The sequence below is a fragment of the Secundilactobacillus mixtipabuli genome (assembly GCF_002217925.1).
GTDB lineage: Bacteria > Bacillota > Bacilli > Lactobacillales > Lactobacillaceae > Secundilactobacillus > Secundilactobacillus mixtipabuli.
Map to the genome: position 1 here is coordinate 276,535 of NZ_BCMF01000002.1, position 21,794 is coordinate 298,328.

General features: G+C 44.8%; 19 protein-coding genes, 11 tRNA genes, 2 rRNA genes, 1 riboswitch and 1 other annotated feature. Of the genes, 3 read left to right on the forward strand and 29 right to left on the reverse strand.

Annotated elements, in window-relative coordinates:
• Positions 1–88 precede the first annotated feature (88 nt).
• The 12 genes from purD to leuS all read right to left on the reverse strand — a co-directional run bounded on the left by purD (position 89) and on the right by leuS (position 14,110).
• Positions 89–1,339 (reverse strand): phosphoribosylamine--glycine ligase, encoded by a 1,251-nt coding sequence (purD, locus tag IWT5_RS02620; protein WP_089108398.1) that lies wholly within the window; start codon positions 1,337–1,339, stop codon positions 89–91.
• A 21-nt stretch (positions 1,340–1,360) separates the two neighbouring features.
• The gene (gene purH, locus IWT5_RS02625; RefSeq protein WP_089108399.1) at positions 1,361–2,890 is read right to left on the reverse strand and encodes a bifunctional phosphoribosylaminoimidazolecarboxamide formyltransferase/IMP cyclohydrolase; all 1,530 of its coding nucleotides are present in this window, start codon (positions 2,888–2,890) and stop codon (positions 1,361–1,363) included.
• 1 nt (position 2,891) lies between these two features.
• Positions 2,892–3,482 carry a phosphoribosylglycinamide formyltransferase gene (purN, locus tag IWT5_RS02630; RefSeq protein ID WP_225360190.1) on the reverse strand — a complete coding sequence of 197 codons (591 nt, stop codon included), beginning with the start codon at positions 3,480–3,482 and terminating at the stop codon, positions 2,892–2,894.
• Positions 3,454–4,509 (reverse strand): phosphoribosylformylglycinamidine cyclo-ligase, encoded by a 1,056-nt coding sequence (gene purM / locus IWT5_RS02635; protein WP_305792639.1) that lies wholly within the window; start codon positions 4,507–4,509, stop codon positions 3,454–3,456. The genes purN and purM overlap by 29 nt, the downstream gene beginning before the upstream one ends.
• The gene (purF, locus tag IWT5_RS02640; protein WP_089108401.1) at positions 4,493–5,944 is read right to left on the reverse strand and encodes an amidophosphoribosyltransferase; all 1,452 of its coding nucleotides are present in this window, start codon (positions 5,942–5,944) and stop codon (positions 4,493–4,495) included. The genes purM and purF overlap by 17 nt, the downstream gene beginning before the upstream one ends.
• The gene (gene purL, locus IWT5_RS02645; protein WP_089108402.1) at positions 5,929–8,148 is read right to left on the reverse strand and encodes a phosphoribosylformylglycinamidine synthase subunit PurL; all 2,220 of its coding nucleotides are present in this window, start codon (positions 8,146–8,148) and stop codon (positions 5,929–5,931) included. The genes purF and purL overlap by 16 nt, the downstream gene beginning before the upstream one ends.
• A gap of 5 nt (positions 8,149–8,153) precedes the next feature.
• Positions 8,154–8,828: a phosphoribosylformylglycinamidine synthase subunit PurQ gene (gene purQ / locus IWT5_RS02650; protein WP_305792640.1), complete on the reverse strand. Its 675-nt coding sequence runs from the start codon at positions 8,826–8,828 to the stop codon at positions 8,154–8,156.
• The gene (purS, locus tag IWT5_RS02655; protein WP_089108403.1) at positions 8,825–9,082 is read right to left on the reverse strand and encodes a phosphoribosylformylglycinamidine synthase subunit PurS; all 258 of its coding nucleotides are present in this window, start codon (positions 9,080–9,082) and stop codon (positions 8,825–8,827) included. Before purS ends, purQ begins: the two co-directional genes overlap by 4 nt.
• 10 nt (positions 9,083–9,092) lie before the next feature.
• Positions 9,093–9,803: a phosphoribosylaminoimidazolesuccinocarboxamide synthase gene (gene purC, locus IWT5_RS02660; protein WP_225360191.1), complete on the reverse strand. Its 711-nt coding sequence runs from the start codon at positions 9,801–9,803 to the stop codon at positions 9,093–9,095.
• Between the two features lie 20 nt (positions 9,804–9,823).
• The gene (gene purK / locus IWT5_RS02665) at positions 9,824–10,945 is read right to left on the reverse strand and encodes a 5-(carboxyamino)imidazole ribonucleotide synthase (protein ID WP_089108404.1); all 1,122 of its coding nucleotides are present in this window, start codon (positions 10,943–10,945) and stop codon (positions 9,824–9,826) included.
• A complete protein-coding gene (purE, locus tag IWT5_RS02670) occupies positions 10,929–11,414 on the reverse strand; it encodes a 5-(carboxyamino)imidazole ribonucleotide mutase (protein ID WP_089108405.1) in 486 nt (161 codons plus the stop codon). Before purE ends, purK begins: the two co-directional genes overlap by 17 nt.
• Positions 11,415–11,686: 272 nt before the next feature.
• Positions 11,687–14,110: a leucine--tRNA ligase gene (gene leuS / locus IWT5_RS02675; protein WP_089108406.1), complete on the reverse strand. Its 2,424-nt coding sequence runs from the start codon at positions 14,108–14,110 to the stop codon at positions 11,687–11,689.
• Between the two features lie 68 nt (positions 14,111–14,178).
• Positions 14,179–14,382: a binding site (T-box leader), on the reverse strand.
• 162 nt (positions 14,383–14,544) lie between these two features.
• Here leuS and mnmM point away from each other — a divergent pair.
• The gene (gene mnmM, locus IWT5_RS02680) at positions 14,545–15,111 is read left to right on the forward strand and encodes a tRNA 5-(aminomethyl)-2-thiouridylate-methyltransferase MnmM (RefSeq protein WP_089108407.1); all 567 of its coding nucleotides are present in this window, start codon (positions 14,545–14,547) and stop codon (positions 15,109–15,111) included.
• Positions 15,112–15,144: 33 nt separating this feature from the next.
• Here mnmM and IWT5_RS02685 read toward each other — a convergent pair whose 3' ends face one another.
• From IWT5_RS02685 to metK, 3 genes are all read right to left on the reverse strand, one after another.
• Positions 15,145–15,450, reverse strand: a complete 306-nt coding sequence (locus IWT5_RS02685) for a DUF960 domain-containing protein (RefSeq protein WP_089108408.1) — start codon at positions 15,448–15,450, stop codon at positions 15,145–15,147.
• Between the two features lie 61 nt (positions 15,451–15,511).
• Complete coding sequence (locus tag IWT5_RS02690; RefSeq protein WP_089108409.1) at positions 15,512–16,978, reverse strand: MDR family MFS transporter; 1,467 nt, start codon at positions 16,976–16,978, stop codon at positions 15,512–15,514.
• A 121-nt stretch (positions 16,979–17,099) separates the two neighbouring features.
• Positions 17,100–18,308, reverse strand: coding sequence for a methionine adenosyltransferase (metK, locus tag IWT5_RS02695; protein ID WP_089108410.1), 1,209 nt, complete (start codon positions 18,306–18,308; stop codon positions 17,100–17,102).
• Positions 18,306–18,402, reverse strand: a riboswitch (SMK box riboswitch). It overlaps the preceding gene by 3 nt.
• 132 nt (positions 18,403–18,534) lie before the next feature.
• Here metK and IWT5_RS02700 point away from each other — a divergent pair.
• Together IWT5_RS02700 and IWT5_RS02705 are read left to right on the forward strand one after the other, a co-directional pair.
• A complete protein-coding gene (locus IWT5_RS02700) occupies positions 18,535–19,254 on the forward strand; it encodes a hypothetical protein (RefSeq protein WP_089108411.1) in 720 nt (239 codons plus the stop codon).
• 96 nt (positions 19,255–19,350) lie between these two features.
• A complete protein-coding gene (locus tag IWT5_RS02705) occupies positions 19,351–19,716 on the forward strand; it encodes a hypothetical protein (protein ID WP_089108412.1) in 366 nt (121 codons plus the stop codon).
• A 45-nt stretch (positions 19,717–19,761) separates the two neighbouring features.
• Here IWT5_RS02705 and IWT5_RS02710 read toward each other — a convergent pair whose 3' ends face one another.
• The 14 genes from IWT5_RS02710 to IWT5_RS02775 form a co-directional block, all read right to left on the reverse strand.
• Positions 19,762–20,172, reverse strand: coding sequence for a hypothetical protein (locus IWT5_RS02710; RefSeq protein ID WP_089108413.1), 411 nt, complete (start codon positions 20,170–20,172; stop codon positions 19,762–19,764).
• 149 nt (positions 20,173–20,321) lie between these two features.
• Positions 20,322–20,406, reverse strand: a tRNA-Leu gene (locus IWT5_RS02715).
• Positions 20,407–20,456: 50 nt separating this feature from the next.
• Positions 20,457–20,527, reverse strand: a tRNA-Cys gene (locus IWT5_RS02720).
• A gap of 28 nt (positions 20,528–20,555) precedes the next feature.
• Positions 20,556–20,627: transfer RNA gene (locus tag IWT5_RS02725), tRNA-Gln, on the reverse strand.
• A 9-nt stretch (positions 20,628–20,636) separates the two neighbouring features.
• Positions 20,637–20,711, reverse strand: a tRNA-His gene (locus tag IWT5_RS02730).
• Between the two features lie 13 nt (positions 20,712–20,724).
• A tRNA-Trp gene (locus tag IWT5_RS02735) sits at positions 20,725–20,795 on the reverse strand.
• A gap of 1 nt (position 20,796) precedes the next feature.
• Positions 20,797–20,882: transfer RNA gene (locus IWT5_RS02740), tRNA-Tyr, on the reverse strand.
• A 5-nt stretch (positions 20,883–20,887) separates the two neighbouring features.
• A tRNA-Phe gene (locus IWT5_RS02745) sits at positions 20,888–20,960 on the reverse strand.
• A gap of 40 nt (positions 20,961–21,000) precedes the next feature.
• A tRNA-Asp gene (locus IWT5_RS02750) sits at positions 21,001–21,074 on the reverse strand.
• A gap of 8 nt (positions 21,075–21,082) precedes the next feature.
• Positions 21,083–21,155, reverse strand: a tRNA-Val gene (locus tag IWT5_RS02755).
• Positions 21,156–21,195: 40 nt separating this feature from the next.
• A tRNA-Glu gene (locus tag IWT5_RS02760) sits at positions 21,196–21,267 on the reverse strand.
• A 16-nt stretch (positions 21,268–21,283) separates the two neighbouring features.
• A tRNA-Ser gene (locus tag IWT5_RS02765) sits at positions 21,284–21,375 on the reverse strand.
• Positions 21,376–21,453: 78 nt separating this feature from the next.
• Positions 21,454–21,570: ribosomal RNA gene (gene rrf, locus IWT5_RS02770) — 5S ribosomal RNA — on the reverse strand.
• 67 nt (positions 21,571–21,637) lie between these two features.
• Positions 21,638–21,794 (reverse strand): 23S ribosomal RNA (locus IWT5_RS02775); the annotation flags it as partial.

Sequence of the window (21,794 nt, forward strand, 5' to 3'; positions counted from 1 at the left end):
CATCAAGGCACAAAAATCATAGTGTTTTTAAAGTATGCTTCTCTTCAATTTCTGTCTTCATACCGCTCTTAGGTGCTTGACGCTAAATTCAATCATTAATGGCGTGAAACCCGATATCGTGACGAAACGTATACGATTCCTGATCAACTTGCGCATCCAAAACGGCATTCACCTTTGCCCTTGCCGTTTTCAGGGTTTCAGCACTAGCAGTGACCATCAGGACTCGACCACCATGACTGACGATTCCCTCAGCTGTTTGGCCAACACCGGCATAACTGACACTCACTTGAGGATCATTAATCTCTGGTAGTGGCTGGCCATTGACCACGGATCGAGGGTAGTCGCGTGATGCAACGACCGTTCCAAGATAGAACTGACCCTTTTGCCATTGAGCTGTCGGCTGATGACCCTGTTTTAACTGCAAAATCAAGTCACCTAAATCACTTTGCAATTGCGGCAAAACGACCTGCGTTTCAGGATCACCCATCCTGACATTGAATTCAATCACCTTAATGCCTGAATCAGTCTTGATAAGGCCGGCATACAAAAAACCACTAAACGGCATGCCAGCATCGGTCATGTTTTCAAGGATGGGCCTAATAATTTGGTCCACGGCCGTCTGCTTCAACTCATCGGTAATATGCGGAACGGGACTATAAGCCCCCATACCACCGGTGTTAGGGCCCTTGTCACCATCCCCTAACCGTTTGTGATCTTGAGCGATTGGCATGGTTATAAAAGTTGTGCCATTGACCATTGCAAACAGTGAAAATTCCTCTCCTTGCAAATAGTCTTCGACCAGTAGTTTTTTTGATCCGTTTGCAATAAGTGTTTCAACAGCCTCAATCGCTTCCTGGGAAGAATTAGCAATGATGACACCCTTACCCGCAGCTAAACCATCAGCTTTGATTACCAATGGCGGTTCCTGACAATGAACATATGAGAGCGCCACGGTCATATCTGTGAATTCACGGTACTGAGCCGTTGGCACACCGCTTTTTGCCATCATCTGCTTAGCAAACGTTTTAGATGATTCCAACTGAGCCGCCAGTTTATTAGGACCAAAGATGGGTAGATCTTTTGCGTCAAAATAATCGACTATCCCTGCTGATAACGGCTGCTCAGGGCCAACCACAGTGCACTGGACATCGTGTTGACGGGCAAAATCGGCCAAATCAGAAAAGGCCATTTCATCAATATCGACAGTTTCCACGTTCTGCAAATTGTTCATCATGACGTTACCTGGCGCGACATAAACCCGCCGGTCAGGCGCCTTAGCAAGTGTCTGCGCCAGAACATATTCACGACCGCCACCGCCTACCACTAACCAGTTTTTCATGGTACTGTCCTCCCATCTGAATTAATGCTTGAAGTGGCGTACGCCGGTAAAGACCAATGCAATACCATACTCGTCAGCCTTATCAATGGAAGCCTGATCCTTGATGCTGCCACCTGGTTCAACAATCGCCTTGATACCATGTTTAGCGGCATATTCCACACAATCATCCATTGGGAAGAAAGCGTCTGAAGCCACGATTGCTTCATCATAGTTCGACTTAGTTTCAGCTTTATCAACCGCAATCTTCAGGGAATCGATCCGGTTCATTTGACCCGCACCAACACCCAGGGTTTGATTGGCCGTTGTGACCACAATGGCGTTACTCTTCACGTGTTTCACGACGGTTTGCCCAAATTCGAGTGCCTTGAGCTGAGCTTCTGTTGGTTGCGCCTTTGAAACCACCTTAAAATCGTTAACCGTTTCGTGCACGGCATCTGCATCTTGATACAAAGCGCCTCCAAGAACCGTTACCATGTCCTTGTGCTTTGGATTCATTTTACTGAAATCAAGTGTCATGAGCCGTAAATTCTTCTTCTTGGCTAGGACTGCATAAGCATCTTCGTCAAAGGCCGGTGCAATAATAATTTCCAAGAATAAGGCGTGCATCTTTTCCGCGGTAGCTAAATCAACTTTACGATTTAAGGCAATAATGCCACCAAAAATTGAAATGGGATCTGATTCATAAGCCAAGTCCCAAGCAGCTAATAGACTTTCACTTACCCCAATGCCACAGGGATTCATGTGTTTAAGGGCAACTACCGCTGGCTTGTCAAAGTCGGCAATGATCCGTAATGCGGCATCCGCATCACGCAGGTTATTATACGATAACGCCTTGCCGTGAAGCTGGGTGGCATTAGCCAAAGAATAGGCATCTGGAATCGGATCTTTATAGTAAGCAGCAGCCTGATGACTGTTTTCACCGTAACGCATATCTTCAACCTTTTCATACGTTAAGGTTAATTTTTCAGGGAAAGCTTCTTCGGTCATATACTGAGCAATTAAAGCATCGTAAGCAGCAGTTTGCCGAAAGACTTTAGCAGCTAAATGACGCCGATAAGCCTGATCCACTTGATCATAATCGTATCGTTTTAAGAATTCTGAATAATCAGCTTCGTCAGTGATAACGACAACATCTTGAAAGTTCTTAGCTGCGGCTCGCAGCATCGAAGGACCGCCAATATCAATTTGTTCAATTGCTTCAGGATCCGTGACGCCTTCTTTTTGAATCGTTTCTTTAAAGGGATATAAATTAACACAAATGAGGTCAATGGGTTCAATCCCATTCTCTTTTAATTTAGCCATATGCTGAGGATTATCCCGCTTGGCTAAGATACCGGCATGAATTCTAGGATGAAGCGTTTTAACTCGACCATCCAACATTTCGGGAAAGCCCGTCACGTCCTCAACGGGGGTTGCTTTAACGCCCCCATCAACCAACGTTTTTAAGGTCCCGCCTGTGGAAATAATCTCATAGCCTCGTTTAGTAAGTTCCAACCCAAATGCTACAATACCGGATTTATCAGACACACTCAATAATGCTAACTTAGCCAAATTAAAGCACTCCTTTTTCAATTAATTGACGCACTGTTTTAGGGTATAACTGATGTTCAACTTGGTGAATCTTGGATTCTAAACTATCTAAGGTATCTTTGTCGCTGCGATAAACCGCCTCTTGAGCAATGATTTCACCCGTATCGACACCATTGTCAACGTAATGAATCGTGACACCAGTAACTTTAACACCAGCTTTATAAGCATCCTTAATCCCGTGACGCCCTGGAAAGGATGGTAGCAAAGCTGGATGAATGTTAATAATGTGTCGCGGAAACGCATTGAGTAGCGTTGGCCCCACGATTCTCATATAGCCGGCCAGCACTAAGCCGGTAACGTGGTATGGTGCTAAATTTTGAAGTAGTTTTTGTTCACGTTCAGCCTTAGTGATCCCCTTCTGAGGTAGAGATAAAATCACCGGAATTTGATGCCGTTTTGCCCGCTGAATAACGGGGACATCTTCCTGGTCACAAACTAAAACGCAAATCTGGGCCGGCAAATCAGCAGCCATCAACGCTTCGAAATTTGTGCCATTTCCAGAAGCAAAAATGGCGAGCCGAGCATCATTCTTGATATTGGACTGGCTGTTCACGTCGTTTCACCACCTTACCAATCATTTGGTATGCTGTTTGTTGTTGCTCAAGAGTCGCCCTTACTTCATTTATTTGACCTGGAGAAACCACTAAAACCATTCCGATTCCCAAATTAAAAACCTGCCGCATTTCAGCCGTTGAAATTTGACCAGCGTCCTGCAACAAATTAAAGATGGTCGGCACCTGCCAGCTGGTTGGGTCGATAACCGCTGTTAGCTCTGACGGAATCATTCGGCCCAGATTATCTGCAAGACCACCACCGGTAATATGCGCAAGTGCATGGAGATTTCCGGCTTGAATCAGCGGATAAACTTGGTGGTAATACAGTGTTGTCGGTGTCAGTAACTCATCAATCAGCGGTTGTTTTAGACCGGGATAAACCTTGTTTAAATCCAAATCAGCGTCTTGAATGATTTTTCGAACCAGCGAATAACCATTGGAATGAACGCCACTTGATGCTAACCCAAGAAGTAAATCACCTTCTTGAACTTTCATAGCGCCCAATAACCGGGAATTGTCCGCAATACCGACAGCAAAACCACTTAAATCATAATCTTTAGAGCGGTAAATACCCGGCATTTCAGCCATTTCACCGCCAATCAATGATAATCCTGCTTGGCGGCAGCCCGTTGCGATACCTTTCACGATGGTCATCACTTTATCAGGCTCTAATTCGCCTAATCCAAGATAATCGAGGAAGAACAGGGGCTTAGCACCTTGCGCTAAGACGTCATTAGCACACATTGCAACCAAATCAATCCCAATCGTGTCGTGCTTTTCAGCTTCAATCGCTAAAAGCAACTTGGTGCCAACGCCATCTGTCCCTGAGATCAAAACGGGTTGCTCAAGATTTACCAGCTCTGAGGTCAATTCATACTCAGCACCAAAGCCGCCTAAACCACCCAAAACATTGCCGTCATGTGTCTGACTAACGATCGCCTTAATATCGCGAACGGCCTCTTCGCCAGCGTGAATATTCACTCCTGCTTGTTCGTACTGACTGGTCAACTTAATTCGCTCCTTCATATAAACCTAAACGGGCAACTTCAGTATCGAACCCAGCCTGATAATCATAAAGCGGGGTTGGGTATTTACCATCAAAATAAGCTGTACATAAGCCGTGATTAGCTGCTTGATTTAAGGGCCCAATAGCATCAACTAAGCCATTAACACTCAGATAGGACAGAGAGTCCGCACCAATCATAGAGCAAATTTCAGGTACCGAATGATTGGCACCAATTAATTCTTTAGTAGTTTGAATGTCAATCCCGTAGTAACAAGGAAATTTGAGAACTGGTGATGCAATTCGGACATGGACTGATTTAGCACCGGCCCGTTTCAGCAGGCCAACGATATAACCGCTAGTGGTCCCACGGACAATTGAATCATCCACTAACACGATATCTTTACCAGCCACCACGGACTTAACGACTGATAATTTAAGACTGACGCCGCGCACACGTTTCGCCTGAGTCGGCTCAATAAATGTTCGCGCAACGTACTGGTTTTTAATCATGCCTATATCGTAGTGAATCCCACTTGCTTGTGCATAACCAATTGCGGCCGATAGAGATGAATTGGGTACGCCTATGACAACGTCCGCCTTAACTGGTGCTTCCTTGGCAATTGCCGCCCCCATCCGTTTACGAGCTTCATGAACGCTCACACCACGAATCACGGAATCCGGACGAGCAAAATAAATATATTCCATTGAACAAATTGCCAAATGGGTATCAGTTGTAAAGTGATCAATCGTCATCCCTTCATCCGTCACAATGATTACTTCGCCAGGTTCAACGTCTCGAACAAAGGTCGCACCAACTTGATTCAACGCACACGTCTCACTGCAAATGACGATAGCGCCATTAGCCATTTTACCGACCACTAAGGGCCGAAAACCGTTAGGATCTAACGCTGCTACCATCATTTTGCTGGTCATTAATAAGTAGGCGAAACCACCACGAAGCTGATTTAAGGAGGCCTTTAATTGATCAATAAAGCTTGCTTTAGCACTCGTTTGAATCAGCTCACCTAACAATTCGCTGTCAGAAGTCGCTTGGAAGTGCACGCCTTTTTGCTTTAAATCATGACGTAGCCGAGTGGCATTAGTTAGATTCCCATTATGCGCTAGTGCAAACTGATTCTCGCTTTGATGATCAAAATACATGGGTTGAATGTTTTCAATACCATGATTACCTGCCGTTGCATAGCGAACGTGACCGATAGCTGCATTGCCAGGTAATGAAAGCATTTTTTGAGGATCGGCAAAGACTTCTGCCAGCAGACCTAAACCGCGCTGCCGATGAAATTGCGCACCTTCGTTACTCACGATTCCGGCGCCTTCCTGGCCACGGTGCTGGAGGCTGTGCAACCCATCATAAGTTAATTGAGCAGCACCATCGATCCCCCAGACTCCAAACAGACCGCATTCCTCATTAAGTCCCTTTATTTCATTAGGCATCCAAGTGCACCTCCGAAAGTGGCTTTAAGTTTAGACCGAGTTGCTTTTAATTCACCATCAGCAGTCTTAATGAGCAACTGATCCTGATGGGTGGTTTGCCCAATTAAAACTGCCTTATCACCGGCAAGCGCTTCAAATTCAGCTTGTTTATCTGGACTAACGCTCACAATAAACCGTGACTGTGTTTCACTAAATAACTGACTGTTGGTTAAACGCGTTTGGCCTTCAAAACCTAAATCATGTTCAAATAATGCCTCGGCAATTGCAACACCTACACCGCCTTCACTCAAATCATGAGCATTTTGAAGCAGGCCCTGCCGGATTGCTTGCTGGACCAGCTGTTGATTAGCTGTTTCAGCTGCTAAATCAAAGTTGATTTGACCAGTCGGCGTCAACTGCCCCTGTAATTTCTGAATTTCCGAACCCGCGAAATCATTACCCGTTTCACCGATAAGATAGACCGCATCTCCTGATGCTTTAAAGGACTGGGTCGTTAAATAAGCGATATCTTCAATGAGTCCAACCATCCCAATCATTGGGGTTGGATAAATCGAATGACCGTCCGTTTCGTTATACATAGACACGTTACCCGAAATTACTGGCGTATCAAATTGTTCACACGCCAATGCAATGCCTTGAACAGATTGGTCCAGTTCCCAGTAGCTTTCAGGATCGTTAGGACTGCCAAAGTTCAAGCAGTCGGTAATGCCGATTGGAATACCACCGCTGGCAACAATGTTACGAGCGGCTTCGCTAACGGCAATTTGACCGCCAGCGTATGGATCAAGGTAAATGAAACGGGCATTGCAATCAGTAGTCATTGCCAGTGCTTTCTTGGTATGCCGTACGCGAACGACCGCAGCATCGCTCCCCGGTGTAACAGCAGTATTGGCTTGAACCTGTGAATCATACTGTTTGAAGACGACTTGCTTGGACGCAATCGTTGGTTGTGCAAGCAACTTATTCAGCGTCTCAGCTGGGTTCATCACAACCGGCGTTTCAGCGGGCTGAACGTTTTCTAATCTGGCTGGCTTAGTACTTGGCTGTTCTCGTTCCACAACGTCATCTACCAAACTCGTGACCGGCACATCCGTTACACATTTTCCGTGCTGGTAAAGCCGATATTGCCGATCGTCTGTCACATGGCCAACCACAACCGCGTCAAGGTCATAGCGGGCAAAAATATCTAAAACAGTTTGCTCTTCACCCTTCTTCACACAGAGCAGCATCCGTTCCTGGGATTCTGAAAGCATAATTTCGTATGCACTCATATTCGGTTCTCGTTGGGGGACCAAATCAAGGTTCATGGTGACGCCGCTTTTGGCTTTAGAAGCCATTTCAGCTGACGACGAAACTAATCCGGCAGCCCCCATGTCTTGGATACCCATTAGAATATCGGCATGATCATGAATAATTTCAAGGCAGGCATCCGTCAGCAGTTTTTCCATGAACGGATCACCAACTTGCACTGCCGATCGGTCGGCTTCCTTGTCTTCACTAAATTCATTCGAAGCAAAGGTGGCACCGTGAATACCATCACGGCCAGTTTTAGCACCGACATAAATAATGCTGTTACCAGTACCCGTTGCCCGGCCGCGCTTTAAGTCAGCCTGATCCATTAAGCCCACACACATGACATTGACCAGTGGATTACCATCGTAAACTGAATCAAAACCAATTTCACCGCCAACGGTTGGAATTCCAATACAGTTACCATAGGCTGCAATCCCAGCGACAATTTCTGTCAATAAGTAGCGGTTTTTAGGATTATCAAGTTCACCAAAACGCAGACTATCCAGTGAGGCAATTGGTTTGGCACCCATCGAAAAGATGTCGCGAATAATGCCGCCAACACCGGTTGCTGCGCCTTCAAAGGGTTCAACGAAACTGGGATGGTTATGACTTTCAGCTTTGAACACGACCGCTTGACCATCACCAATATCCAAAACACCCGCGCCTTCGCCGGGGCCTTGAATGACGCGAGAACCATCATTCCAAAACTTGCGTAAAATCGGTTTGGAGTCTTTATACGAACAATGCTCGCTCCACATAACGGCGAACAAACCGGTTTCAGTGTAATTCGGTAAACGGCCGATCAATTTTTGCGAAATATAGTCGTATTCACGTTCCGATAATCCCCAGGCCTCATACGGCTTTTGATCTCGAATTTCTGCTGGTGTGAGTTCAGTTTTTAATTCCTGCATGACATTTACACCGTCCTTAAGTGAGCTTGTAGCAGTGATTTAAATACTAATAAGCCGTCCGTGCCGCCTTGAATGGTCTCAACTGCCCGTTCCGGATGAGGCATCATCCCTAAAACGTTGCCTGCTTCATTCGTGATGCCAGCAATGTCTGACACACTGCCATTAGGATTATTCTGATAAGTAAACGCAATTTGATGGTTTTCACGAAGACGCATTAAAGTGGCTTCATCACAATAATAGTTACCTTCTCCGTGAGCAATTGGCAAGGTGATTTGCTGTTGGTCTTGAAAGGCGGAAGTAAACATCGTTTGATTGTTTTCTACTTTTAATGGTTCTGGTTCGCAGATAAACTGCATTTGTCGATTATGCTGTAAGGTACCAGGTAAGAGGCCGGCTTCCGTTAAAATCTGGAATCCGTTACAGATGCCCAAAACGGGTCTTCCTGCCTGAGCAAAAGTCTTAACTGCAGGCATCACCGGCGCAAATTTAGCAATTGCGCCACTGCGTAAATAGTCGCCGTACGAAAAGCCACCTGGAATCAAAACAACATCAAAGCCTGATAAATCAGTCGTGGTATGTGGCACAATCGTTGCAGCTTCATGTAAATCATCTTTAATCGCGTAATAAAGGTCTTCATCACAGTTAGAACCAGGAAAACTCACCACTGCGAACTTCATCATTGATTAGCCAGCTCCTTTACTTCGTATCGATAAGTCTCCATATTAGGGTTTGCTAGTAGTTGATCACAAATGGCTTCAATCTGACTTTCTGCTTCTTCAGCGGTGGAAACATCAAGTGTAATTTCAAAATATTTACCCTGGCGAACCGCTGTCACCTGATCAAAAGCCAGCCGGTGCATGGCGTTTTTGATAGCAACTGCTTGGGGATCTAAAATTGAAGGTTTGTAGGTGACGTGAACTTGGGCTAAGAACATGTTTGACCTCCTATTGGACTGTTGTTTCGAGACGGGAAAGAATGGTTCGATAACCATCCATAACATTACCACTGTGTTTTCTAAAGACGTCCTTGTCTAACGATTCATGTGTTTTGGCATCGACCAACCGGCAGGAATCTGGTGAAATCTCATCACCCAAAATGAGGTTGCCATCGGCGTCAAAACCAAATTCAACTTTGAAATCAACGAGGGTAATGCCAGAAGCTGCAAATAATTTAATCAGGGCTTGGTTGATCTTAAAGACTTGATCACGCATGGTACTTAGCTGTTCTTGCGTGGCAATTTTTAGTGCATGAATCTGTGAATCGTTAATGAAAGGATCATCCAGCCGGTCACTCTTGTAATAAAACTCTTGCACCGGCTGTTCAAATGGTAGAAGGTATTCGGTATCGAACTTGCGTTGGAAACTACCAGACGCGTAATTTCTAACCACCACTTCCAACGGGATCATCTTCATTTTTTTAACCAGTTGGTCACTGGCTGACAGCTGTTTGATAAAGTGAGTTGCAATGCCAAGTTGATTTAAATAGCTAAAAATTAAGCTATCAATCTGGTTATTTACCTCGCCTTTATCGTCGATATGCTCTTTGCGTTTCCCATTTAAGGCTGTTGCCTGATTCATATAGTGTACTTTAATCACATTAGGATCATCCGTTGTAAATAGCTGCTTTGCTTTACCTTCATTAATTAATGTTGCCAATCTTTTCAGGTCCTTTCTGGTTATCTAAACTGACTAACAGACAATAGCAACGCTTCAATAGATGGGCCGGTAACGGTGATATGGCCCATTTTACGACGCTCTCGAACTTCAGCTTTGCCGTAATCATGCAAATGCCATTCCGGATGTGCTGGCCAATCTGCTCGCGCGGCTAACAGATTATCACCTAGCAAATTAACCATCACGGCAGGTTCAAACTGTCGAATCGGTGGAATTGCTAGTCCACAGATACTGCGGATGTGAGCGTCAAACTGAGAAATGTTGCAGGCTTCAATGGAATAGTGCCCGGAATTATGCGGCCGCGGCGCCAATTCGTTGATCATCAACTCCCCTGATGGCAGCTCAAACAGTTCAATTCCCAGTACCCCTCTCAAATGCAGTGCCTCAGCGGTATTAATCGCGATTTGCTGGGCTTTATGTTTCACCGCATCAGTCGTTTGTGCAGGAATAATACTGGTGTGTAAGATGTGGTGCTGATGGCGATTCTCACTAACCGGAAAAGTGATGACCTGATCCTTACCATCACGGGTAACCATGACCGATAGTTCCCGGACAAAGTTTTGCTTTAATTCGTAGATCCACTCAGTCTGATCAATTTCGCTTTCAATCACGTTCCAATCGGTCTGATCGTTAATATCAAATTGGCCGTGACCATCATAGCCACCTTCAACCGTCTTTAGTAAGCCAGGCTGCCCAATTTTTTGGATTGCCGTTTCTAAGCCAGCCATGGACTGAACTGACGCAAATGGTGTTACTGGCAGACCATGTTGGCGGCAAAACGTTTTTTCTCTTAGACGGTGACTGGTAATTGTTAGAAGCTCAATTCCCTGCGGAATGCTGGTCAGATTTTCGACTTGCTTCAATGCATTTTGATCGACATTTTCAAATTCATAGGTTAAGACGTCACTTTTTTCTGCCAACCTTTTCAAGGCCGTTAAATCATCATACGCAGCAACGATTTGAAAATCGGCGACTTGACCGGCAGGCGCCTGATCAGTTGGATCGAGCACACCAACCTTATACCCCATAGCTTTAGCAGACAGCGCCATCATTTGACCAAGTTGACCGCCGCCAATAATACCAATTGTGGCTGGCGGTAAAACGGGACTACTGTAATTGTTCATTACTTGCCATAGCCTCCTTAGTTTGACGCGCTCGAAACGCTTGCAGTTGCTCATTCACATCGGCGTCCTGCAACGCAATAATCTCAGCTGCTAGCAAGGCTGCATTCTTCGCACCGGCACTGCCAATTGCAACGGTTGCAACTGGTACACCGGCAGGCATTTGGACGATTGAAAGTAGCGAATCCATGCCATTCAAGGCTTTAGATTGGATTGGAATTCCAATCACCGGTAACGTGGTATTAGCCGCAAGCATACCGGGCAAATGAGCTGCTCCGCCCGCCGCAGCAATAATCACCTGATAATGTTCGCTTTTAGCGGTTTCCCCAAAGTGTTGTAAGGTCTGTGGCATCCGGTGAGCGGATATCACATGACTGTCGTAACTGACGTGTAATTCACTAAGCAGATCGGCCGTATTCTTAACTTGTGGCCAATCGGAAATTGATCCCATTACAAGAGCAACTTGCATCATCAAAATCTCCTTTGCCTTTTATACCCATAGAGTAACAACAGAAGTTATAACTGTCAACACAAAAATCGAACTATTCAATTACTTGTATGTTTAATGTTCGTGTTTAAATCGATTTAACTCGTTATCCCCTCCTTATCTTAAGTAAATTTTTGGTGGCAACCACTTTGGTATCCTTTTAAACACAAAAAGAACCTGAAAACCGGCCAATAGAATGATCGGTTTTCAGGTTCTTTCGTTTACCACGCCTAACTAACAGACGCGCTTACTTTTAATTATTTACTAACAACAATATTAACGATTTTCTTTGGCACGACAATCACTTTTCTCACATCGTGACCATCCGTGAAGGCTTTGATTTCATCGTCCGCTAATGCAGCAGCTTTAACCGTCTCTTGATCTGCATCAGTTGCAACCTTGATGTGACCACGGACTTTACCGTTCACCTGTACGGCCATTTCGATTTGATCGACCACCAGTTTTGATTCATCGTAGGTTGGCCATTTGGCATAGGCAATCGTCTTGTCGTGGCCCATGATTGACCAAAGTTCCTCAGTAATGTGAGGGGCAATTGGTGCCAGCATCTTGACCAAGCCTTCCATGTAAACTAATGGCAGACTATCTGCTTTATAGGCTTCGTTAACGAAGACCATCATTTGAGAAATCGCCACGTTAAACCGCAGTTCTTTCATGTCTTCAGTCACGGTCTTAACCGTTTGGTTATAGATCAAGTCAAGTTTGCCATCATTAATGGTGGTAACACGGTCACGTAGATGGTTGTTATCGTCGATCATCAGCCGCCATACACGATCCAGCCAACGATAAGAACCGGCGATACCTTCAGTACTCCAAGGCTTAGAGCCTTCCAAAGGTCCCATAAACATTTCGTAAACCCGTAGCGTATCGGCACCGTATTTATCGACGATCTCATCTGGGTTAACCACGTTGCCCTTAGACTTAGACATCTTTTCGTGGTTAGTCCCAAGAATCATGCCTTGGTTAACCAGTTTCTGGAACGGTTCCTTAGTTGGAACGACTCCAAGATCGTACAAGAATTTGTGCCAGAACCGGGCATACAGCAAATGCAGCACGGCATGTTCCGCACCACCAATGTACAGGTCAACGGGCAGCCAGTACTTCAGCTTTTCTGGATCGGCAATCATCTTGTCGTTCTTTGGATCGATGTAGCGCAGGAAGTACCATGAACTACCAGCCCATTGCGGCATGGTATTGGTTTCACGTTTCCCTTTGCGGCCGTTCTTATCCACCACGTTGACCCAATCGTCTACGTTAGCTAATGGACTTTCACCAGTACCGGAAGGTTCCAGCTGCTTGGTAGCAGGCAGGCGCAATGGTAACTCGTCTTCAGGGACTAACGTGGTTTCGCCATCTTCCCAGTGGATCACTGGAATTGGTTCGCCCCAGTAACGTTGGCGAGAGAAGATCCAGTCACGCAGACGGTAGTTGACCTTCTTCTTGCCGGCATTGTGCTCTTCCAACCAGTCAGTAGCCGCTTTGATCGCCGTCTTCTTGTCCATACCATTCAGGAAACCTGAGTTAATATGCTGGCCGTCACCAGTATAAGCAGCTTCTTCGATGTTGCCGCCTTCGATCACTGGCTTAATTGGCAGGTTGAATTTGTGGGCAAATTCGTAGTCACGATCATCATGAGCAGGAACGGCCATGATTGCACCAGTCCCGTAAGAGGCCAAGACGTAGTCACCGATCCAGATTGGCAGCTTTTCACCGTTGATTGGGTTGATGCCATAAGCACCAGTGAACACACCGGTCTTATTCTTGTTTAAATCGGTTCGTTCCAAATCAGAACGAGATTCAATTTCTTCCTTGTAAGCAGCAACTTCTTTAACATGCTCAGGTGTCGTAATCTGATCAACGATGTCGTGTTCTGGTGCTAAGACCATGTAGGAAGCACCAAACAAAGTATCAGGACGGGTCGTATAAACTTCAATCTGCTTGTCCTCGTGCCCAGCAACTTTAAAGAACACGCTGGCGCCTTCAGAACGGCCGATCCAGTTACGTTGCTGCTCCTTAATACTTTCAGGCCAATCAAGGTCATCCAAATCCTTAAGCAAACGGTCAGCATACTTCGTGATCCGCAAGACCCATTGCGTCATTGGTACCCGGTATACTGGGTAGCCGCCACGTTCAGTCTTACCATCAACAACTTCTTCGTTGGCAACCACGGTACCGCCCATGAAGTCAGGAGCCCAGTTCACCATGATCTTATCTTCGTAAGCGAGGCCCTTTTTGTATAATTGTTCAAAGATCCACTGGGTCCACTTGTAATAAGCCGGATCAGTGGTGTTGACTTCGCGGTCCCAGTCATATGAAAAGCCTAATGACTTAATTTGACGCTTGAAGGTCTTAATGTTTTGAGCCGTAAAGTCCTTAGGATTATGACCGGTCTTTAAAGCATATTGTTCTGCGGGCAAACCAAAGGCGTCCCAGCCCATTGGATGCAAAACATTGTAACCCTGCATCCGCTTCATCCGAGAAACAATATCCGTAGCTGTATAGCCCTCAGGATGACCAACGTGAAGTCCCTGACCAGATGGATATGGAAACATGTCTAGGGCATAAAACTTCGGCTTTGATTCCTCATCAGAAGTTTTAAATGTTTTGTGCTCTTTCCAATAATGCTGCCATTTTCGTTCAATAATACTGTGATTGTAAGCCAAACCAATACGCTCCCTTTCTCATATGTACCAGCTGAATACTAAAAAAGCCTACAAGAAAACAACGTTTCTTGTAGGACGGAATTTCCGCGGTACCACCTAACATTCCCATTAATATGGGCACTCAATATTTCGTAACGCGAAAATCACGTCTCAACTTACTTCAGTTCAGTTGAAAAACTCAGAGACGAGTTCAGTGTACCATCGACGAATTCGCAACAACCATCCGCTTTCTGAACGACGGCGTCCACCTACTAGTCCTCATCAGTCTTTAATTTTTGTTCAGTGATTTTATAGTACCAAATTTAAGGTAGAGAAGCAAGTACCCCTGGAGAAGTGCCGTCCTGCTTTAACGGGCAAAATACTCATCACTTTCCCCCCATCCCAGATTAACCAGTATAATAAAACTAACGTCACGTTTGAAAGGAACTTTTCATATGAATCTCGAACCAGCCGTTAAGTACAGTCATACTTTATTGCAACCCATTATTGGTCATGGTAACACCGTGATTGATGCCACCGTCGGCAACGGTAATGATACCCTTTTTTTGGCTAACTTGGTGGGTCCAACTGGGCATGTGTTGGGCTTTGACATTCAGCAGCAAGCGCTAGATAACACTGCCACGCAGTTAACACTCACAGGACTGACCCGCCAAGTGCAATTAATTCATGACGGCCACGAACACCTCGAACAATATTTAGAACCGCAGCAACCGATCAGTGCTGCCCTCTTTAATTTAGGTTATCTACCCGGGAGCAATAAAACGATTATTACTCATGCTGACACCACCCTTAAAGCCTTGAACACCTGTTTAAAACATTTGCGACGTGGTGGCATTGTCGCTTTAGTCGTTTACTATGGTCATCCTGGTGGTGAACAAGAGAAAGAAGCGGTTTTAGCGTACGCTAAGGGAATGGATCAGCATCAATACCAAGTTTTACACTACGGCTTTATCAATCAAATTCACCAGCCACCATTTCTATTAGCCATCCAAAAACGTTAAATTCTGGAACCTACCGAGTTGTGTCACACACTCTTACATCTCTTCTTTAGGCAGCATGACGATTTGACTTGTACCATCATCATAAACCCACAGTGAACCCGGAAAACTTTCAGCATAAGGAAACGGTGTATCAAAACTTGCGACAACACTTTCCTGCTGGATAAAATCAAAGGTTAAATGATTATTATGGTTGGTAAGGTTGAAACTAATAATTTCATTCAGTTGAAACATGCCTTGTAAATTATTATCGATGATGTACCAAATTTGATCAATAATTTCGCCAGGTAAGGAATTGACGATGCCAAAACTAGCGTATCTAGGACGATTGTTTTCAAACACGTAGATCGTCTCACTTTCTGTTTATATCTGGTAATAATTATACTTCATTTACTTAAAAATATCAGGCTTGAGGCTTATGCGGACGATCAAGCTGATTAATGACATAACTCAACACGACTAGTCCTAAAGCCACAATGAAAATCCAGTGTAACCCGCTATAAAGAATCTGACGTAACGGTATAAGTAAATGACTGCCTAAGGTCTTGGCTGTTTGGGGATTGATCAGCCGGTTCATCATTTCAAGATTAGTCCCCTTGTGTGCGGCGACCCCCTTTGCCATTTGAACGTTCATAATAATCCCAAAAACTGAAATCATCAACGTTTGTCCCAACGTTCGGGCAAGTGTATTCAATGATGTTGCCACACCCACATCTTCTTTAGGAACTTGATTTTGAACCGTTACCGTTGAAGTGGTGATCGTGGTTCCAAACCCCGTCCCGCAGATTGCCGCAATCACAAAGAACACCCAAAACGGTGTATCCTGCGGAGCTAGTGCCATTGCTACCCCACCGACTAAAATAAAAGTCAGGCTGAAATTGATGATCTGCTTCGGCGTCCAGTTCAATAACAGCTTACCTGCAATAAATGAGCCAACGATCCACATGAGTGAACTGGGCGTAATTGCAAATCCCGCTAATGATGCTGGTAAGCCTAAGAGTCCCTGAGTCCAGGTTGGCAGATAAACTTCAAATCCCATGAGAAAGCCACTAATTAACGCAGCAACGAGATTTTGCGTCACAAACGTCCGGATCTTAAATAATTGCAGTGGAATAATGGGATTATCCACCCGTCTTTCCTGACGAATGAAACCACAGAAACTCAGAACCGAAATGACTAAACTAATCACTAAACTCAGCCAGTTGATTTGTGTATCGCCTAAGACCTGAAAGCCGAACATCAGCGCTAAGAGTGCAACCGAAAGCCAGACACTACCTAGAATATCCAACGATTGAGTTGTCTTGCGGGGCTTTTCCTTTAAAAAGATCCAGATGCCAGCCATGGCTAGTAGACCCACTGGAATATTGATAAAGAAAATCCAGTGCCACGACATTTGGTCAACAATGAAGCCACCCAAAAGTGGTGCCACAATTGAGGCTATCCCCCAAGCAGAACCATTGAATCCCATCACTTTAGCCCGTTTCTCAAAGGGATAAATATCAGCAATAATCGTAAATGAAATCGGCATAATGGAGCCTGCACCAATTCCCTGCACTGCCCGCCAAACAATCAGTTCCGTCATACTATTAGACATACCGGATAACGTCGAACCGATAATAAAGGTTGCCAGACCGAATAGGAATAACCGTTTTCGGCCAAACATATCTGATAGTTTGCCATAAATCGGTGTTGCCATGGCGTTGGTCAGTAAAAAGATGGAGAAGACCCAGTTCATTAATGCAACACCGCTTAAATCACCGACAATGGTCGGCATGGCAGTTGAGACAATCGTCCCCTCGATTGCGCTCATAAAGGTTGCAATGAAGATTGCGCCCGTCACTAACGGGACATTGGTTTTGCTTGAACTCATAAAAAATTTCCTCACTTAGCGCTGGCCCGCACCCCCAACGCAGTCTGAGGGTCAAATACCCCCGCCACAAAAATAACGACCAGCCCGAAAGTTAGTCGTTATTGGTTAAATTCGTTTGAATTTATTTGCTTACTGATTGACTCTGTTTAAGCACGCTTTTCAATTCATCGACTTTATCAGTATGTTCCCAAGGTAAATCAATATCGGTTCGACCGAAATGACCATATGCAGCAGTTTGCTCATAAATTGGCCGTTTCAAATCTAACATTTGAATAATACCAGCTGGGCGTAAGTCGAAGATTTGACGAATAGCTTTGGTCAAAGCAATCTCAGAAACTTTGCCAGTCCCAAAGGTACTAACAGAAACGGAAACCGGTTGGGCAACACCAATCGCATAAGCCAATTGAACTTCTACTTGGTGAGCTAAGCCAGCTGCCACAACGTTTTTGGCAATATAGCGAGCAGCGTAACTAGCCGAACGGTCAACTTTGGTGGCGTCCTTACCGGAAAAGGCACCCCCACCATGATGAGCATAACCGCCATACGTATCAACGATAATCTTCCGTCCGGTCAAACCAGCATCCCCTTGGGGACCACCAATCACGAATCGGCCAGTTGGGTTGATCAAGTACCGGGTGTTGTCATCCAATAAGTTAGCTGGAATAACTGGCTTAATGACTTTCTCAATCACATCTTTACGGATTTGATCAAGCGTTGCCGACTCAGCATGCTGAGTACTCAAAACAACGGTATCAACCCGTAAAGGCTTCCCATTATCATCATATTCAACCGTCACTTCAGACTTTGCATCTGGGCCGAGGTAATCCAAGATATTTTCCTTACGGACCTTAGCAATTCGCTGCATCAAATGATGTGCCAGTGAAATGGCTAGGGGCATGAGTTCAGGTGTTTCGTCAATGGCATACCCAAACATCAGTCCTTGATCACCGGCACCAATCTGATCGAGCGGATCAGTATCGCCGTCACGCCGTTCTAGCGCGTCATTAACACCCTGTGCAATGTCTGGTGATTGTTCATCAATCGCAACCAATACCGCACAATTATCACCGTCAAAACCATATTTACCATCGGTATAGCCGATTTTTTTGATGGTCTCACGAACAATGTGCTGAATGTCAACGTAAGCCGTTGTTGAGATTTCACCAAATACCAGAACCAAACCGGTAGTCACTGATGTCTCACAAGCAACACGTGCATCTGGATCTTGCGCTAACATTGCGTCTAAAATAGCATCACTAATTTGATCAGCGATTTTATCTGGGTGCCCTTCAGATACGGATTCTGAAGTAAATAAATGTCTTTCTTGCATTGTAAAAATTCCCCCAATATCATTTTTCGGTTACAAGGCATCTTCACTAAGTCAAGCTAGTGAATCCTATCGGGAATGAAGACTCATAACTTTTATATTCTACCACAATAACGCAATTTTTTCAGCACTCAAAGAATCCATGTAACCCGTCTGAAATTCTGGGTAGTTGACCCAAATTTTGAAAATGGTAAGCTATTCTATATCACCAAAAAAGGAATTACTGAATATGTTAGAAAATATTGAAGCATTTATCGTTCATCATCGACGTTTATTGCAGGGCTTGTTTTTTGGGGTCATCGAAATGTGCGGTTTATTGCTTTATGCAAACGCCAACTCATTCCAATCTTACACAAGGCCGCAACAGTTTCCTTTATTATTGTTAGCATTGACGACGATTTTGATCTTCACCTGCGTGTACGTTATCCGAACAACTTCAGCGCGTAGTAAAACAGCCCCTATCACATTGTTATTGACCATTGCCTTCATTATCTTCACTGTGCCTAAATTACCAAACTTGGTCAATGTCATTAATGGTCTGGCTGTTGTTGTTTTATTGCTGATTCGCTATTTTCCAAAATGGTTTGATAATGAGCTAGGTGTCGTTCTAATGGCAGTTATACTTGCAAGCTTAGCTGCTGGCAACTTTCTGTTATCCCACGACTACCTCTCAACCAGTTATCTAACCACCATCTGCTTACCGCTACTGTTATTCAATTATTTTTTTCTGCCTCAAAATATTTTCCGTTTTGCTGTGCTACCTGGCGGAATTGCAATTTTAATCCTGATCTGGCTGATCTTTTTACACCTCAACGCCATGATCATCATCGTTTCAGCAGTTGTCTTACTGAGCTGGTTCTTAATCCAAGCTATGTGGCAGCCTTCACCTTCCCGTGGCCTGCTGATTGCGGCAGTACTGCAGTCGATCATTTTTATCATTAGTCGATAGTTAAAACTTTCTAAAGCTTATCCGCCAAAAGTTATGATGATAACCACTTTGTCATATGATGATAGTGCAATAACCATTTAGCTTGGGGGCTTTTGATTGACTCAAATAAAAATCGTAGGTGATATTTGGACCGGAAAATATCAACCGGCTCTTACTGGTAATCGGATAGTAGATACCGCCCTACTGACTCAATTCTGTGTCAGATTAGCCACCTGGCTGACCGCACAGAATATCAACCTATCAGTGAAAATCGATCATGAATTCGGTTTGCCCAAGTCAGCGGACAGTCAGACTCTCTATTTGATTGATGCCAATATTGTTGATGCCCTCGCTGATAACGTTCTAAACAAGATTAACTATTTACCTATTAAACATCAAAACCTTTTACATGGTGATCCGAGTAGCAGCTATCAATTAATTTTAGACCGATTACGATTAGACTTTAGCTTGCAACAAACATAAAGAGTTGGTACAAAACGTGTCCAGTTTTGTACCAACTCTTTTTGGCTATACGAACAGGCCGGGAAAGATCACACTATTAACGTAAGGTTTGGCTATTCGACGTATTTCAGGCTCGATATGGCTAATAAAATAATCTTTATCGACTTTACGATTACCCATCCAACCGACAAAGTATTTTGGCCGATACCGACGATTTGAGATTGCAAAAGCTTGATAGGCTTTCAGCTGTGTCCCACGATAAATCACTTCTACTGCTGCAACACCTTCACAAATGAGGAGTTCCTCAGCTTGTTTAAGTTGATCATTTCGAACGTCAATTTGATGATTATTGGTATCATCGCTTAAATGTAAGATGATATCTATCTGACAATTCTTCTTTAAAAACGTCCGACTGTTATGCAATAGATTAAGATATGAGTTAATCAGGTCTTTCAGTGTGATTTCACCGAAGAGCATTGCGGTTACCTCCTAATGGTGTCTAAAGTTCTATTGTTTTTACATGATGCACAATTAGATTGCACGCAGAGTATAACATGTTTTATTGGTATAGACAATTAAAAAGTACTAAAAAAAGAACCAAGCAACTTTTGCTTGGTTCAATAGGATACCGGAGGTGGGGTTCGAACCCACACGTCCTCAACGGACACTGGATTTTGAGTCCAGCGCGTCTGCCAGTTCCGCCACTCCGGCATATTAATATTGAAATTACTAAGTCAATAGCCATCCCATTAACTCAGGGAAGGCGGTAATCGGATTCGAACCGACGATAGAGGTTTTGCAGACCTTTGCCTTACCACTTGGCTATACCGCCATAATCATGATGCAATGGGCTCCCCAAACTGGGTTAGCTGGATTCGAACCAGCGCATGACGAAGTCAAAGTCCGTTGCCTTACCACTTGGCTATAACCCAATCATCAAGGGCGGTATGTGGGACTCGAACCCACGCGTGCCGGAACCACAATCCGGTGTGTTAACCAAACTTCACCAATACCGCCATTATACTAAAACAGGGATAGCAGGAATCGAACCCGCACTAGCGGTTTTGGAGACCGATGTACTACCGTTATACTATATCCCTATGGTGGATGGGAGTGGATTCGAACCACCGAACCCGAAGGAGCGGATTTACAGTCCGCCGCGTTTAGCCAGACTTCGCTACCCATCCATATATGGCGCGGGACGGAATCGAACCGCCGACACACGGAGCTTCAATCCGTTGCTCTACCAACTGAGCTACCGAGCCATGTCATTCTATTTAAATATTGTTAATCATAAATTAACAACGGTCCGTACGAGACTCGAACTCGTGATCTCCTGCGTGACAGGCAGGCGTCCTAACCAGCTAGACCAACGGACCATCTTTTATGGAGGATACAGGGCTCGAACCTGTGACCCTCTGCTTGTAAGGCAGACGCTCTCCCAACTGAGCTAATCCTCCAAGATGTTCTTGAAACTATTATAAATCAATAATCGATTTATGACCCGTACGGGATTCGAACCCATGTTACCGCCGTGAAAGGGCGGTGTCTTAACCACTTGACCAACGGGTCATACAAAAGTTGTTGACGGAGAGTGAGGGATTCGAACCCTCGAAACAAGCTTTTACTCGTTTACACCATTTCCAGTGGTGCTCCTTCGGCCAACTCGGACAACTCTCCAATTAGTCCCCGACAAACTGTCGAGGACAAACTTTTAATTCAAGAGTTATCCCAACAACAAAGTTTGCCGGATACGTCGCGTGGCAACGTCCTACCCTCGCAGGGGGCGATCCCCCAACTACTCTTGGCGTGCTGAAGCTTAACTTCTGTGTTCGACATGGGAACAGGTGTATCCTTCAGGCTATCGCCACCACACTATTGAGAACTGATGCTCTCAAAACTAGACAATATCATTTTCTCTTACCGATGAACACCACTACTCGTGGTTAAGTCCTCGACCGATTAGTACTAGTCCGCTCCATGCATCGCTGCACTTCCACTTCTAGCCTATCTACCTGATCATCTCTCAGGGGTCTTACTTCCATATAGGAATGGGAAATCTCATCTTGAGGCGAGTTTCACACTTAGATGCTTTCAGC